The 14,609-nt window shown below is 66.4% G+C and carries 11 protein-coding genes; 4 read left to right on the top strand and 7 right to left on the bottom strand.

The features are described from left to right. The first annotated feature begins 111 nt into the window (after positions 1-111). Positions 112-2,169: a propionate catabolism operon regulatory protein PrpR gene (gene prpR, locus PKKP23_RS14810; protein ID WP_126877452.1), complete on the top strand. Its 2,058-nt coding sequence runs from the start codon at positions 112-114 to the stop codon at positions 2,167-2,169. Between the two features lie 102 nt (positions 2,170-2,271). Here prpR and PKKP23_RS14805 read toward each other — a convergent pair whose 3' ends face one another. Together PKKP23_RS14805 and PKKP23_RS14800 are read right to left on the bottom strand one after the other, a co-directional pair. Next, complete coding sequence (locus PKKP23_RS14805) at positions 2,272-3,090, bottom strand: alpha/beta fold hydrolase (RefSeq protein ID WP_126877451.1); 819 nt, start codon at positions 3,088-3,090, stop codon at positions 2,272-2,274. Positions 3,091-3,163: 73 nt separating this feature from the next. Then, positions 3,164-3,562, bottom strand: a complete 399-nt coding sequence (locus PKKP23_RS14800) for a hypothetical protein (RefSeq protein ID WP_126877450.1) — start codon at positions 3,560-3,562, stop codon at positions 3,164-3,166. Positions 3,563-3,874: 312 nt separating this feature from the next. Between PKKP23_RS14800 and PKKP23_RS14795 the strand changes: the two genes are divergently transcribed. The 3 genes from PKKP23_RS14795 to PKKP23_RS14785 are packed head-to-tail and all read left to right on the top strand — an operon-like array spanning position 3,875 to position 8,052. Continuing rightward, positions 3,875-4,330, top strand: coding sequence for a (2Fe-2S)-binding protein (locus PKKP23_RS14795; RefSeq protein WP_126877449.1), 456 nt, complete (start codon positions 3,875-3,877; stop codon positions 4,328-4,330). Position 4,331: 1 nt separating this feature from the next. Beyond that, positions 4,332-6,662, top strand: a complete 2,331-nt coding sequence (locus PKKP23_RS14790) for a xanthine dehydrogenase family protein molybdopterin-binding subunit (protein WP_126877448.1) — start codon at positions 4,332-4,334, stop codon at positions 6,660-6,662. 16 nt (positions 6,663-6,678) lie between these two features. Continuing rightward, positions 6,679-8,052 carry a cytochrome c gene (locus PKKP23_RS14785; RefSeq protein WP_126877447.1) on the top strand — a complete coding sequence of 458 codons (1,374 nt, stop codon included), beginning with the start codon at positions 6,679-6,681 and terminating at the stop codon, positions 8,050-8,052. Positions 8,053-8,187: 135 nt separating this feature from the next. On the opposite strand, the gene PKKP23_RS14780 is transcribed toward PKKP23_RS14785, so the two are convergent. The 5 genes from PKKP23_RS14780 to tssH all read right to left on the bottom strand — a co-directional run bounded on the left by PKKP23_RS14780 (position 8,188) and on the right by tssH (position 14,572). After that, positions 8,188-8,841 (bottom strand): amino acid ABC transporter permease, encoded by a 654-nt coding sequence (locus tag PKKP23_RS14780; RefSeq protein WP_126877446.1) that lies wholly within the window; start codon positions 8,839-8,841, stop codon positions 8,188-8,190. Next, on the bottom strand, positions 8,838-9,647 hold the full coding sequence (locus PKKP23_RS14775; RefSeq protein WP_126877445.1) for an amino acid ABC transporter permease: 810 nt from the start codon (positions 9,645-9,647) through the stop codon (positions 8,838-8,840). Before PKKP23_RS14775 ends, PKKP23_RS14780 begins: the two co-directional genes overlap by 4 nt. Positions 9,648-9,714: 67 nt before the next feature. Then, positions 9,715-10,572: a transporter substrate-binding domain-containing protein gene (locus PKKP23_RS14770; protein ID WP_126877444.1), complete on the bottom strand. Its 858-nt coding sequence runs from the start codon at positions 10,570-10,572 to the stop codon at positions 9,715-9,717. 849 nt (positions 10,573-11,421) lie between these two features. After that, on the bottom strand, positions 11,422-11,847 hold the full coding sequence (gene tssE / locus PKKP23_RS14765) for a type VI secretion system baseplate subunit TssE (RefSeq protein ID WP_017776025.1): 426 nt from the start codon (positions 11,845-11,847) through the stop codon (positions 11,422-11,424). A 13-nt stretch (positions 11,848-11,860) separates the two neighbouring features. Further along, a complete protein-coding gene (gene tssH / locus PKKP23_RS14760; protein WP_126877443.1) occupies positions 11,861-14,572 on the bottom strand; it encodes a type VI secretion system ATPase TssH in 2,712 nt (903 codons plus the stop codon). Positions 14,573-14,609 lie beyond the last annotated feature (37 nt).

The following is a 14,609-nucleotide window of genomic DNA, read 5'->3' as shown; positions in this document are numbered from 1 at the left end:
CCGTGGTTTCATATGTGGAATATAGAATTTCAAAAACGCAACACGTAGTCCATAATGAGGCTGGATCCTCTGCCATCCCGGCAGCACCTTGCCGTCAACGTTCCTATCCTCATGAATCGCCTTCCCGAACCCGGCCCGCGACCGCGCGTGTGGGCCATCGGCATCAGCCGCCTGCGTGACCTGTTCCGCGACATCGCGTCGGAATACATCGAGCGCGCCGACCTGCGCATCGTCTCGCGCGGTTACGAAGACGCTGCCAACGAAATTGCCGCGGCCGGCGCGAACCGGCCCGACGTGGTGGTGGCAGCCGGTTCGAACGGCACCTATCTGAAGGCGCGCATCGATGTACCGGTGGTGCTCGTCATGCCCACCGGCTTCGATGTGATGCACGCGCTGGCAAGGGCGCGGCGCGATGCGTCGTCGTCCGTCGCGCTGGTGACATATGGCGAAACGCCGCCCGAAGTGCGCCGTTTCGTGGCCGCGTACGGCATCGACGTCGTGTTCGCGTCGTACCAGTCCGCCCAGGACGCGGAGACCTGCGTGCTGGACCTGCGCGACCGCGGCGTGGGCACGATCGTGGGCCCCGGGCTCGTGACGGATCTGGCGGCGCGCGCGGGGCTGGCTGCCGTGTTCCTCTACTCGCGCGCCTCGGTGCAGGCCGCATTCGACAACGCGCTCGACGTCGCCCAGGCCACGTGGCGCGAAGGCGTGCGGCGGCAGCGGCTCGACAACGTGCTCCAGCATCTGCGCGACGGCGTGGTGGCACTCGATGCCGCCGGCCGCGTGGAGGCCATCAACCAGCGCCTCGCTAATGTGCTCGGCATCGACCCGAATGTCTGTGCGGGGCGCCGGTTCGCCGACCTCGCGCCCGACGTGGCCGCGACCGTGCGCGACATGACCGTGTTCGGACCCGACGGGCAGGGCGAGTCTCTGGAAACGGTGCGCGGCTCGAGCTACGTCCTGCATCGCGGACCGATTGTCGACAAGGGCGTGACGACCGGCACCGTGCTGACCTTCCAGGAGTCACGTGCCGTGGAGCGGCTCGATCGCACGCTGCGCTCGCGTCAGCGCGCGCCGCAGTTCGTGGCGCGCTACCGGCTGGACGATCTGGTCGGCGAATCGCCCGCGATGCAACGCGCGCGACAGCTTGCGCTGCGCTACGCGGCCTCGGACGCCACCGTCCTGATTCGCGGCGAGAGCGGCACAGGCAAGGAAATGGTGGCCCAGGGGCTGCACCGCGCGAGCGGCCGCCGCGACTTTCCGTTCGTCGCAATCAACTGCGGAGCATTCCCCGAGGCGCTGCTCGAAAGCGAACTGTTCGGCTACGAGGAGGGCGCGTTTACCGGCGCGCGGCGCGGCGGCAAAGCTGGCCTGATCGAAGCGGCGCATCGCGGCACGCTGTTTCTCGACGAGATCGGCGAGATGCCGTTGCCCCTGCAGAGCCGGCTGCTGCGCGTGCTGCAGGAGCGCGAGGTGATTCGCCTCGGCGCAACGGAGCCGACACGCGTGGACGTGCGCATCGTGGCTGCGACGCACCGCGCGCTCACGGATGCCATCGAGACCGGCGAGTTCCGCGCCGATCTCTACTACCGTCTCAACATCCTGAACATCGCGCTGCCGCCGCTGCGCGAACGCACGGCGGACATCATGCCGCTCGCGGCAGAACTGCTACTGGCCGCGGCGCGCCGCGAAGCACGGCTCGCGCCGCGCGTGACCAGCCTGACGGATGCCGCGGCGATGCTCGCGCCGGCAGCTGAACCGCTGTGCCGCCACAGGTGGCCCGGCAATGTGCGCGAGTTGCAGAACGTGATCGAGCGTGCAGCGGTGGAACTGGCCGATTCAACGGACCCGGGCGCAACGCTGACGTATGAGGTGTTGCACTCGATTGCCCCCGAGCTGTTTGACAACGAGCCGGCGGAGGCTGCAGTCGCCGATACGGAGGGCAGCGCACCGGAGTCGGCTGCGCTCTCGTTGCGCGAACGCAGCCGGCGCGTTGAAGCCGACGAGATTCGCGCCGCACTGGACGCCTGCAACGGAGATCGCGAACAGGTGTGCGCGATGCTGGGCATCAGCAAGACGACGCTGTGGAGAAAGCTCAACGCGGGCGCGAAGCCTTTGACGTCTGCGGCTGGCCTGCAGGCGGGCGGAAGCGGGCGCAAAGGGCAGTAGGTAGTGCGTAGGTAGGGCAGTAGGTATGCAGTAAGTTGCACGGCACGATCGTGCATGGCCGGCAACGGCTGGCGTGCATACCACCGAGCCCCTGCTGAGCCTCTAACGAAGGAATTCGAGTGCCGCCGCGACGATAGCCTCCGGGGCATCTTCCTGCATCAAATGTCCTGCGTTCGGTACCGCCTGGAACCGCGCCGACGGAATCACGCTCGCGAGATGCCGCCCGCGTTCAAGCGGAATCCATTGATCGTCTTCGCCCCAAAGAATCTGCACGGGGCAGCGAATGGTGCCGTAGCGCGGTTCCACTTCGTCCGTGTAGCGCTGATCCATCTGCGCAATCTGGCGATAGAAGGCGGCCTGGCCCGTTTCGCCGAGCCACGGAGTCACATAGGGCTGCAACTCGCCGTCCGGAATGGCACGCGCCACGGCGCCGCGCACGTAGGCCTTGACGGCGGCTTCGTGGATATACGGCGGCATGCCCGCAAACGCATCGACGTGCTGGCGCACGTGCCGCACGAACGGCGAGCCCCATGGCGCCACCGCGACCGGATCGATCAACGTCAGGCTGCGGTACTCGCATCCGTTGATGAGATGCGCGCGTAGCGCCGTGGCGCCGCCGAAGTCATGCGCGATCACATCGGGACGATCCAGTTCCCAGTGCGCAAGGAGTTGCGCGAGCAGTTCGTTCTGTACGCCGAGCGAGACGTCCTGCCCCGCGCGTTGCTCCGACTGACCGTAACCCAGCAGGTCATAGACGTAGACCGTGCGGATCGATTCGAGCCACGGCGCGACGCGGTGCCATACCCACGACGAAAACGGCGTGCCGTGGATGAGCACGAGTGACCTGCCGCTCCCGCTTACGCGAAACGGTACGGATTGACCCTGGAAGAGATAACGCTGATCGAGCAGCCATGGCTTCATGAACGATGCCTCGCGAAAGATGAGGGCAATGGGATGAGGGCAACGAATCGGTCGAGCGTCAATCGTCCGCGCGCTACGCGGCTTCCACGGTTCGCAGCACTTGCGCCACGCGCGCATGCTCGTGAAGCACGCCGGGACTCTGTTGCAGCAACGCGCGATACCGCTCCAGAAACGCCTGCTGCATGCCTTCGTTGCCGAACAGCGCTCTGACCGCCTGTGCGGAGCCGATGCGGTCGTCGGCGGTGGCGTCTTTGCCGTCCAGCGTTTCGTCGATATTGGCGATCACCGTAGAGAGCGGCGTGATCCAGCGAAACGCCTCGCCATTGATGAGAACCTGCAGGAAGCTCGCGGCTGTGGTGGGGCCGTACTCCGCTTCATAGGACGCGCGTTCGTGGTCGAGTATCGCCTTGTGGAGCGCGAGCAGGGGCTTGCGCACTTCAGTGAGGAACTGGATGGCGCGCTGTTCGTTCATGGTCGGGCTCCTGTCGGTGGTCGGAAGACGCAATGCGATGCACTGCAATGCAGTTGCTGCGTATCGAGGATGGGGTGGCATGCAATGCATGATGCCTCATGCGGCATTGTGCAGTCTGGCGACGCGTCTTGCCGGCAGCGGCTACAATTTTTTGCCGCTCTCGATTCGCTCCGGATTCACTGCATTTTCGTGCAATGCAATCGCGTTCTTTCAGTCTTCAATCGGCCATCCGTGCGCAATGCAGAACAGTTCATCCGCATGGCGCTTCATTGGCCCGTGTTCACAAACAATAGCCCACAATCGGAGTTGTTCATGACGACGCTAAACATCAACGGCGAGATCCATACGGTGGACGCTCCGCCCGATATGCCGCTGCTCTGGGTGCTGCGCGATCTCGTCGGACTGACGGGAACCAAGTTCGGCTGTGGTATTGCACAGTGCGGTGCCTGCACGGTGCATCTGGATGGCGCGGCCGTGCGCTCCTGTGTCTTGCCCGTCGCCGCGGTGCGTGACAAGAAGATCACGACCATCGAAGCCGTAGGCGCAACGCCTGCCGGCCAGAAGATCCAGCAGGCATGGCGCGAGGTCGATGTGGTGCAGTGCGGCTATTGCCAGTCGGGTCAGGTCATGACCGCCACTGCGCTGCTCGCGCAAAACGCTGCACCCAGCGACGCCGACATCGACGCCGCGATGGCCGGCAACATCTGCCGCTGCGGCACCTACAACCGCATTCGCGCGGCGATCAAGCACGCCGCGAAGGGGGCGTGACATGTCGCGCGGACTCCTCGAAGCAGGCAAGCACGCACAAGGCGACGCGCGCGAAGCATTCGAAGCGGCAGACGCGCCGCTCGCGCCGCACGAACGCGGTCTCTCGCGCCGCACCTTCCTCAAGGCCGGCATGACGCTTGGTGCGCTCGCCGGCGGCGGTCTGCTGCTCGGCTTCAGCGTGCGGGCGGCGAGCGGCGACGAAGCAGCGGCGAACAACGCTGCAGCCACCAATACAGGCGGCGCGGCGCGCAAATCCGTGGTGGGCGGCGATGCGAGCGAACCCGCGCCCGCGGGCGTATTCGCGCCCAACGCGTTCATCCAGATCGACCGCAACGGCCAGGTCACGCTCGTCATGCCAAAGGTCGAAATGGGCCAGGGCGTCTACACGTCGATTCCGATGCTGATGGCCGAAGAGCTTGAAGTACCGCTCGAAAGCGTGACGCTCGATCACGCGCCGCCCAACGAGAAGCTGTTCATGGACCCGCTGCTGGGCGGCCAGCTTACGGGCGGCTCCACTTCGATCCGCTATGCGTGGGAGCCGGCGCGCCGCGCGGGCGCGACCGCGCGCGTGCTGCTCGTGACGGCCGCCGCGCAGCAGTGGCAGGTGGACCCGGCGTCGTGCCACGCCGAGAAGGGCGAGGTCGTGCACGCGGAAACGAACCGGCGCATCGCTTACGGCCAGCTCGTGGATGCCGCGGCGAAGCTGCCCGTGCCGCAAGACGTGCCGCTCAAGAAGCCCGAGCAGTTCACGCTGATCGGCAAGCCGACGAAGCGCCTCGATTCGCCGGAGAAAGTGGACGGCACGGCGCGCTTCGGTTTCGACGTGCGGCTGCCGGACATGGTTTATGCCGCGATCGTGAACAGCCCCGTGTTCGGCGGTACCGTCGCTTCCGTCGACGACACGAACGCGAAGAAGATTCCGGGCGTGCGCCAGGTCGTGAAGATCGACAACGCCGTGGCCGTGATCGGTGACCACACGTGGGCCGCGAAACGCGGCGCCTCCGCGCTGGTCGTTACATGGAACGAGGGGCCGGCCGCAACGCTTTCGATGCAGCAGATCGTGGCCGATCTCGCCGATGCCTCGAAACACGACGGCGCGGTGGCCCGCAAAGACGGCGACGTGGGCAAGGCGTTCGGCGAAGCGAAGACGCGCATTGATGCGGTCTACCAGCAGCCGTTCCTCGCGCACGCCACGATGGAGCCGATCAACTGCACGGTGCATGTGCGTCCCGACGGCTGCGATATCTGGGTGGGCACGCAGGTGCCTACGCGCGCCGTGGATGCGGGCGTGAAGATCACGGGGCTGCCTGCCGAAAAGATCGTCGTGCATAACTTTCTATTGGGTGGCGGTTTCGGGCGACGCCTCGAAGTGGACGCGATCACGCAGGCGCTCAAGATCGGCAAGCAGGTGAACGCGCCCGTGAAGGTGGTCTGGACGCGCGAGGAAGACATCCAGCACGACATGTATCGCCCGTACTACTACGACACGCTTTCGGCCGGGCTCGATGCGAACGGCAAGCCGGTGGCCTGGCAGCATCGCATTGCGGGGTCGTCGATTCTTGCGCGCTTCGCGCCGCCCGCCGTGAAGAACGGCGTGGACCCCGACGCGGTAGAGGTGGCCGTCGATCTGCCTTACGACCTGCCGAACCAGCTGATCGATTACGTGCGGGTCGAGCCGCACACGGTACCCACGGCGTTCTGGCGCGGCGTGGGTCCCACGCGCGGCACGTTCGTCGTGGAGAGCTTCATCGACGAACTCGCCGCGCAGGCGAAGACCGATCCCGTGAAATATCGCCGTGACCTGCTCGGCAAGTCGCCGCGCGCGGCGCACGTGCTCGACGTCGCCACGCAGGCCGCAGGTTGGGGCAGCGCGCTGCCAAAGGGCCAGGGCCGCGGCGTGTCCGTCATGCACGCGTTCGGCAGCTACCTCTGCATGGTGGCCGACGTCACCGTGGACCAGCAAGGCGAGGTGGCCGTGAACCGCGTGGTGTGCGCCGTGGATTGCGGCATGGCCGTGAATCCATCGACCATCGAGGCGCAGATCCAGGGCGGCGTGATCTTCGGCATTACGGCTGCGCTGTATGGCGAGATCACCATCCGCAACGGTCGCGTGGAACAGACCAACTTCACGGACTACCGGATGATGCGCATCGACCAGACGCCGCCCATCGAGGTCCACATCGTGAAGAGCGCGGAGGCGCCGGGCGGAATCGGCGAGCCGGGCACGGCGGCGCTCGCGCCCGCCATCACCAACGCGATCTACGCGGCTACGGGCAAGCGGCTGCGGCAATTGCCGGTGGGCCGCCAGCTCCAGAACGCTCAAACCGCCTGACGGGAGGCACCGTACGATGAAGCGATTCAACGCAATGACGGTGGCCGCTGGTACGGCCACCTCGGCGGCCTCCGCAGTGGCGACCGCTGTGGCCACTGCATTGACCACCGCAGTGGCCACATTCACTGCCGCCGTCCTGTTTGCCCCGCACGCCCATGCTGCGGACAATCCTGCCACCAACGCAGCCAGCGACGCGCTGGTCGCACGCGGCGCCTACCTCGCGAAAGTGGGCGACTGCGTGGCATGCCACACCGCGAAGGGCGGCAAGCCGTTCGCGGGCGGCTTGCCGATGTCCCTGCCCATGGGCACGCTCTACACGACGAACATCACGCCGGACCCGGAAACCGGCATCGGCGGCTACACGGAAGGGGACTTCGCGCACGCGCTGCGCGAGGGCGTGGCGAAGGACGGCCACAACCTGTACCCGGCGATGCCGTACGCCTCGTACGCGAAGATCAGCGACGACGACACGAAGGCGCTCTACGCGTACTTCATGCACGGCGTGGCGCCGGTCAGGCAGGCCAACCGCGTGCCGCAGATTCCCTGGCCGCTCGGCATGCGCTGGCCGCTCAAGCTGTGGAACGCGGTGTTCCTCGAGAAGGGCGTTTATCAGGCGAAGAGCGGTCAGGACGTGGCGTGGAACCGTGGCGCGTATCTGGTGCAGAGCCTCGGGCACTGCGGCTCGTGCCACACGCCGCGCGGCGCGCTGTTCCAGGAGAAGGCGCTCGATGAACGTGGCGGTCTCTATCTCTCCGGCGCGCTGCTCGACAACTGGTATGCGTCGAATCTGACGGGCGAGCACAACGTCGGGCTCGGGCGCTGGTCCGAGGCCGAACTCGCGCAATTCCTGAAGACGGGGGCGAACGCGCATGCGTCGGCGTTCGGTTCGATGAGCGACGTGATCAACAACAGCACGCAGGCCATGACGGACAGCGACGTCGGGGCGATCGCGCATTACCTGAAGTCGCTGGCGCCCGCGGGCGGCAACGGGCAACCGCAGTACGCCTACGACGCGCAGGCCACGAAGGTGTCGCTCACGCGGCCGGCCGGCGATGCAGGGGCGAAGGTCTACGCCACCTACTGCATGCACTGCCATGGCACCGACGGCCGCGCGTTCGCGCCGATGCTCGCGCCGCTCGCGGGCAACCCTAACGTGCTGGAGAAGGATGCGTCGTCGCTCATCAACGTCACGCTGAACGGCACGCCCGACCTCGTGATTCAGGGCATTCCGGCGCCGTATCCGATGCCGCAGTTCGCCTCTGTGCTGACGGACCGGCAGATCGCGGACGCGCTCACGTTCATTCGAGCGGGCTGGAACAATCACGCGCCGGCAGTCAGCGCGGACGACGTGGCGAAGATACGCCGCGGCACGCAGACCGCGATGCATTGAACGAAGCGATGAAGGACAGAGCGGCGGGCAGGCGGTGCGTTCGGCATCGCTGCCTGCCCTCGCTTATGGCGCGATCTGCGGCCAGATAGGCTTGGCCAGACAGGCTCGGCCGGATAGGCTCGGCCGGATAGGCGTTCAACGCTGCGCGACCCGCTGACGCCGTTCGAGCGAACGCGCAAACCACGTGAGCGGAAAACACATCGCGAAATAGATGAGCGCCACCATGCCGTAGATCGGAAACGGGCGGAACGCCGCGTTGGTGATCATCGTGCCGGTCTTTGTGAGTTCCACGAAGCCGATGATCGAGGTGAGCGCCGTGCTCTTCACCACCTGCACGAGAAACCCGACAGTGGGCGCGACCGCGATTTTCAGCGCCTGCGGCCACACGATGTAGCGCAGCTGTTGCCCATGGGTCATGCCGAGACTCGCGCCGGCCGCCCACTGACCGCGCGGCACCGCTTCCACGCAGCCGCGCCAGATGTCCACGAGATAGGCGCTCGTATAGAGCGTGAGCGTGATCGTCGCCGCAAACCACGGCGAGACGTCGATGCCGACGAGCGGCAGCCCGAAGAACGTGAGGAAGAGTTGCATCAGGAGCGGCGTGCCCTGAAACAGCTCGACGTAGAGCACCACGACGCGGCGCCGCCAGGCCACGGGCGACACGCGCATGGCGAGCAGCACGAGGCCCGCCGCGCCGCCGCCCACGAACGCGATGAGCGAGAGCAGAACCGTCCAGCGCGCGGCAAAAATCAGGTTGCGCGCGATGTCCCAGAGCGTGAATTCGATCATGACGAGCGCTCCGTGCGACCGGCCGGCGAAACGGCGGGCGAAACGGCCGGCGAGTTCGCGGTAGTGTCGGCAATGGATGCGCGCGCGAACAGCTTGCCGCGGCGCCGCGTTCCGGCTTGACTCACGGCCGACGTGGCCCGTGCCGCACGACCCGCGAAGAGCCGCTTGCCGAGCCGGTTGAGCAACTGGCGCAGCACAATGGAGAGCACGAGATAGGCCGCGGTAATGATCACGTAGCTCTCGAACGAGCGGAAGTTGCGCGACTGGATGAAGTTGGCCGCGTAGGTGAGGTCGGGGACCGAAATCTGCGAGACGACCGCGGAGCCGAGCATCACGATCAATACCTGGCCTAGCAACGCCGGAAAAACGTTGGCAAGAGCCTGCGGCAGCACGACGTGACGAAACGTCTGGCGCGGATGCAGCCCGAGCGCCATGGCGGCCTGCACCTGGCCGCGCGGAATCGAATCGATGCCGGCGCGCACGATTTCCGTGGCGTAGGCACCCAGATTGACCGTCATGGCCAGCACGGCGGCCTGCACCTCGTCGATGTGGATGCCGAGGCTGGGCAGCCCGAAGAACACGAAGAAGAGCTGCACGAGAAACGGCGTGTTGCGGATCAGCTCGACATAGGCCGCCACCACCGCGCGGGCCGTGCGCGGCCCCGACACGGCGATGCTCGCGCCCGCCACGCCCACCAGCCCGCCCAGCACGGTGGAAACGGCGGTGAGTCCCACGGTAACGGCCGCGCCCCGCGCGAGCATGCCCGCATAGAGGCCGAAGCCGCTGAAATCGAACGCGTAAGTCATCGAGGGGAATCACCGTTTCCAAAAGCGCGCAGCGCACGGCGGCGCGCGCCGTGCCGCCCCAGATGCCTCAGAGATCGGCGGGCAGCGGCGCGTGCAGCCACTTCTGCGAAATTGCGTTCATCGTGCCGTCCTTGCGTGCGCGGGCAATCGTGCTGTTGACCTGCTGCATCAGGCGCGGTTCGTTCTTGTTCAGGCCGACGTGGTCGGGCGAGCTGAACAGCGAAAATTTCTGTTCCGGGTCGTTGGCGGGGTGGCGCGCCAGAATCGTGGCGCCCACGTCGTTGCCGACCACGAGCAACTGTACCTGACCAGAAATAAATGCAGAAATGGCGCCGTTGGGGTCGTCGAAGCGCTTGATCGATGCGCTCGCCGGCGCGATCTTGCTCACCGACAAATCTTCCAGCGTGCCGCGCGCCACGGCGATGGTCTTGCCGGCCAGGTCGCCCGCGTTTTTCACGGCGAGCGCCTTCGGTCCGAAGACGGCCAGGTAGTACGGCGCGTACGGTTGCGAGAAGTCGATGACCTTGGCCCGCTCGGGCGTCTCGCCCACCGAGAGCAGCATGTCGGCCTTGTGGTCCGCAAGGTAGGCCATGCGGTTGTCGCCCGTCACGGCCACGAGTTCGACCTTGGCGTGGAGCGCCTTGCCGATCAGGTTCGCGACGTCGATGTCGTAGCCTTGCGGCTGCATGTCCGGACCGATGGAGCCGAACGGCGGATAGTCTTCGAACACGCCGATCTTGACGACACCGGCTTTCGCGATGGTGTCGATGGCGTCGGCATGGGCTGCCGGGGCAAGGGCCATGAGCGCAGCCACACCGATGCAGGCTGTGCGAGCGACGCGCGACGCATGGGCGTACAGGCGCGCTGGGGCTGAGGCAAAGCGGCGTTCGGCGTGCTGGCCGCGCACGGATGGAGAGCGGTTCATCGTTTTCCTCTGTCGAATGGGGTCGCAGGGGGCCGCAGGGGCACTGGCGGACCGGAAGCAGCCCCGAAGGATGGGGTTCGAACGCACTCTAGGTGTGCCAAAATCCCCCAACAATCGAAATCTCTGCATGGGCGGCATGAGCGGGGCTCATGGGTGGGAGACGGGTGAGCACGGGCGCGTTGGTCCGTGGTGTTGTTAGCGGACCTGGCTGCAGAATGACGAGGATCGCGGTTAGCGCTGGGTGAGCGTCGACCGGCAGCTTCGGGGCTTGCGCTTGGGGTCGTGCATCGCGTCCGAAGCGATGTCTCCCACCTGGAGCGGGCTGGCGGGAGACTCCGCCGACGGGGATTCCGGTTATCGACTGGAGAAATGGCAGGGTCGCGAGGACCAGGCCGGCGCGCTGGCCGCGCTCCCCCTCACGGGCGTCACGGGTTCATCGCTTGCCGCGCGCGAATGCCGCTATAGGGTCGGTCTGCGTGGGATTTGTCTGTGTCACGTCCGTCCGCGAGGCCGAGGGGTCGCTATGCCGAGCACGCTGCATTGCGCGCTTGTCGCGAGCCTCGGGCCGATGCGGAGGGCGGCGGGAGCCAGGCGCGGTCGCCGAATGCTTTTGCGCTTCCTTTCTGAGTTCCGCCGGACTCAACCACTGCTCCCGGTATTCGGCACGGACGAATCCGGCAACAAAAAGAAGCACGAACGACGCGCAGACGCGCCGCGCGTGGCATCGGCCGTGCCCGATACGTCCTGCACTTCCGGTATGCCCTGGGCTCGCTTGGACTACATTCGCCTGGTACTGCCTTGAACTGTTCGACATAAGAAATCGCTTGTTGCTACTACTTTCCGGGTGAATCAACTGTGCTCCTGTACGCGCCGCTTCAGACGCATGCGTCCCGGCGGCTCGAAATACGTGCCGAAGCGCACGAGCCCAGCCTTCTTCAGGTGGCACGTCAGCTCGAAGCTCACGAGTACGCCGGGGTCGTTGTTTTCGATGATCCCAACGTCGATGGAACGGATGCGGGGTTCGTACTTCAGCAGCGTGGCCTCCATCTGCTGCTTGAGCATGTGCGAGGAGGCGGGCAACGCCTTGTAGATGTTGGTGAGATCCGGCAGGCCGTAGTCCGGCAGATGCTTGAGCGCACCGGCGCGCGTGTTGAGAATGCGCTGCACGTTCTGCTGCACGCTCATGCATTCGAGCGTGCGGTCGTCGTATGCGGCCAGCGGCTCGCCGCCGATCTGTCCGAGCAGCATGTCGTAGAGGGAAGGGCCGACCGGCATCGTGTGCGCTCCGTCAGGCGGCTACCGACGCGGGTACGGCGTCGCCATCGGCCACGTCGGTCGGGTCGACGAAGTCGATCGCGAGGTTGCCTTCAGCAGAGCTGGAGAGCGCAATCTTCGCCGGCGCTGTGCCGCTCGCCATGCGCGCCAGCAGCTCACGCGATACCGTCGGCAGGATGCGCTGGTTGAGGAACGCATCGACGTTGCGCGCGCCGGACTCGCGTGCGAGGCATCGCTCTGCCATCGCGCCGATGAGCGATTCGTCGCATGTCAGTTCGACGCCGTGCTGGCGGCGCAGACGGTCCGCGACCTTCGCCAGCTTCAGGCGCACGATAGAGGCAAGCGCCGCGACATCGAGCGGTCGGTAGACGAGCGTCTGGAAACGCGCGAGCAGCGCGGGCTGGAAGTGCGCGACCAGTTCGGGGTGAATCGCGTCGAGCAGGGCGGCGTGCGCAATCTCCGGGTTGCCAGCCGTCGCCTCGTCGATCTGGGCGCTGCCCAGGTTGGAGGTCATCAGGATCACGCAGTTGCGGAAGTCGATCTCGCGGCCTTCGCCGTCGCGCATCGTGCCGCGGTCGAACACCTGATAGAACATGTCGAGCACGTCGCGGTGCGCTTTCTCGACCTCGTCGAGCAGCACGACGCTGTAGGGCCGCTGACGCACCGCTTCGGTGAGGACGCCGCCGCGCCCATAACCGACGTAGCCGGGCGGCGAGCCCTTGAGCTGCGAGACGGTGTGGGCTTCCTGGTACTCGGACATGTTGACGGTCGTGAGCGCTGCCTCGCCGCCGAACAGCAGGTCCGCGAGCGCCAGCGCCGTTTCGGTCTTACCGACACCCGAGGGTCCGGCCAGCAGGAACACGCCGAGCGGCGCGTGCTCGCTGCGCAGCCCCGCTTTTGCGGTGCGCAGGCTTTCGGCGAGCGCAGACAGGGCGTCATCTTGCGCCACCACGCGTCGGGCGAGTTGCGCTTCGAGCGTGAGCAGGCTCTGCAGCTCGTCTTCCACAAGGTCGCCCACCGGCACGCCGGTCCATTCGGCCACCACGCGCGCAACGGCCTGTGCGTCGACGTCCGCGAAGACGAGCGGCGTCTTGCCTTGCGCCTGGGAGAGCGCCTCGCGGGATTGAGCGAGCAACGCTTCATCGCGCGCGGCCGGGTCGATGCCACGCTGTTCCAGCAGCGTCTGGACCAGCTTCAGTTCGCCGTCGTAGCGGGCCTGGAACTGCTCCAGATCGGTCCTTGCCTGTTCCAGTGCGCTATCGAGTGCGGTGCGGCGCGCCGTGATGTCGCCGATACCGGCGCGTGCGTCGTCATCGAGCGTGGCGCGTTCCAGTTCCAGCGCCGACACGGCGGCGCGTGCCTGCTGCAGTTCCGCGGGCGGCGATTCCAGCCCCATACGTACGCGCGCCGCGGCGGTGTCGATGAGGTCGACCGCCTTGTCGGGCAACTGCCGCGCCGGAATATAGCGGCGCGAGAGCTTCACAGCGGCGACGAGTGCGTCGTCGCGGATGTGCACGGCGTGGTATGTCGCGTAACGGCTCCTGAGACCGCGCAGCATCAGGCAGGCGGCATCGTCGTCGGGCTCGTCGACCTTGATGACCTGAAAGCGCCGTTCGAGCGCGGCGTCGCGTTCGAAGAATTCCTTGTATTCGGACCACGTGGTGGCTGCGATGGTGCGAAGCTCGCCGCGCGCGAGCGCGGGCTTGAGCAGGTTCGCCGCGTCGGCGCCGCCGGCAGCATTGCCTGCGCCGATCAGCGTATGGGCTTCGTCAATGAAGAGCAGGACGGGCACGGCCGATGCCTGCACCTCGTCGATCACGTTCTTCAGGCGCTGCTCGAACTCGCCCTTCACGCCGGCGCCGGCCTGCAGCAGGCCGAGATCGAGCGCGAGAATGCGCACGTCGCGGATCACGTTCGGCACGCTGCCTTCGGCCACGCGCAGCGCGAGGCCTTCCACGAGCGCAGTCTTGCCGACCCCCGGCTCGCCGACGAGGATCGGATTGTTCTTGCGGCGGCGCGCGAGCACGTCGACCATCTGCTGGATCTCACGGTCGCGTCCGAAGACGGGATCGATTTCGCCGCGCCGGGCTTTTTCCGTCAGGTCGATGGCAAAGCGGGCGAGGGCTTCGCCTTCGGTGCTGCGCCGGGAGGGCGGCGCCTGCGTGGCATTGCCAGCGCCTGTGCCCGGTGGGATATCGGTGGCGGGTTCAACCGCAGGTTCTTCTGCTTCCGGTTCCTCGTCTTCGGGCCCGTTCTCGCACGACAGGTGACCAAGACGCGGCAATAGGCGCCCGATCTGCGCGCTGCTTATCGACAGCAGCGGCCATGCCTTCTGAGCGCGCAGCGCATGCGGCGTATCAACGATCGCCTGCAGCAGGTGTCCCGAGCGGATCAGCGCGTCCTCGCCTTCGTCGGATGCGCGTACCCATGCAGCTTGCAGCACGGTGGCAAGCTGGACAGAAAGCGCCGGTCTGCCCCTGAGGTTGCGCGGCACGTGTTCGATGGTGTCGAGCAGGGCCTCCCACACGAAATCGACGTCCACCGCGTAGTGGTCGAGGATGGCGGGAATGTCGCCGTCGCCCTCCTCGAGAAACTTCAGCAGCCAGTGCTCGACGAAGATCTCGCCCGCGAGGCGTCCCTGACAGAGGCTGGCAGCCGCCTCAAGTGTTTTCGCGCAGTGGGGATTGAGCCTGCGGAGGAGGTGAGTCGTATCGCGGAGGGTCATGAGGGGACGGACCGGATTGAAAGGAATCCGCACTGTT

The organism is Paraburkholderia kururiensis JCM 10599 = LMG 19447 (genome assembly GCF_003986935.1).
GTDB classification, from domain to species: Bacteria; Pseudomonadota; Gammaproteobacteria; order Burkholderiales; family Burkholderiaceae; genus Paraburkholderia; species Paraburkholderia kururiensis.
The sequence above is the reverse complement of the archived record's forward strand: the minus strand, read 5'-3'. Positions and strand labels throughout refer to the sequence as shown.

What these genes read in the sequence shown, in the direction of transcription:
- PKKP23_RS14800 (WP_126877450.1), bottom strand. Translation starts at nt 3,562, where the DNA reads ATGAACGAACAGCGCGCCATCCAGTTCCTCACTGAAGTGCGCAAGCCC.
- prpR (WP_126877452.1), top strand. Translation starts at nt 112, where the DNA reads ATGAATCGCCTTCCCGAACCCGGCCCGCGACCGCGCGTGTGGGCCATC.
- PKKP23_RS14780 (WP_126877446.1), bottom strand. Translation starts at nt 8,841, where the DNA reads ATGATCGAATTCACGCTCTGGGACATCGCGCGCAACCTGATTTTTGCC.
- tssE (WP_017776025.1), bottom strand. Translation starts at nt 11,847, where the DNA reads ATGCCGGTCGGCCCTTCCCTCTACGACATGCTGCTCGGACAGATCGGC.
- PKKP23_RS14795 (WP_126877449.1), top strand. Translation starts at nt 3,875, where the DNA reads ATGACGACGCTAAACATCAACGGCGAGATCCATACGGTGGACGCTCCG.
- PKKP23_RS14790 (WP_126877448.1), top strand. Translation starts at nt 4,332, where the DNA reads ATGTCGCGCGGACTCCTCGAAGCAGGCAAGCACGCACAAGGCGACGCG.
- PKKP23_RS14805 (WP_126877451.1), bottom strand. Translation starts at nt 3,090, where the DNA reads ATGAAGCCATGGCTGCTCGATCAGCGTTATCTCTTCCAGGGTCAATCC.
- PKKP23_RS14770 (WP_126877444.1), bottom strand. Translation starts at nt 10,572, where the DNA reads ATGAACCGCTCTCCATCCGTGCGCGGCCAGCACGCCGAACGCCGCTTT.
- tssH (WP_126877443.1), bottom strand. Translation starts at nt 14,572, where the DNA reads ATGACCCTCCGCGATACGACTCACCTCCTCCGCAGGCTCAATCCCCAC.
- PKKP23_RS14775 (WP_126877445.1), bottom strand. Translation starts at nt 9,647, where the DNA reads ATGACTTACGCGTTCGATTTCAGCGGCTTCGGCCTCTATGCGGGCATG.
- PKKP23_RS14785 (WP_126877447.1), top strand. Translation starts at nt 6,679, where the DNA reads ATGAAGCGATTCAACGCAATGACGGTGGCCGCTGGTACGGCCACCTCG.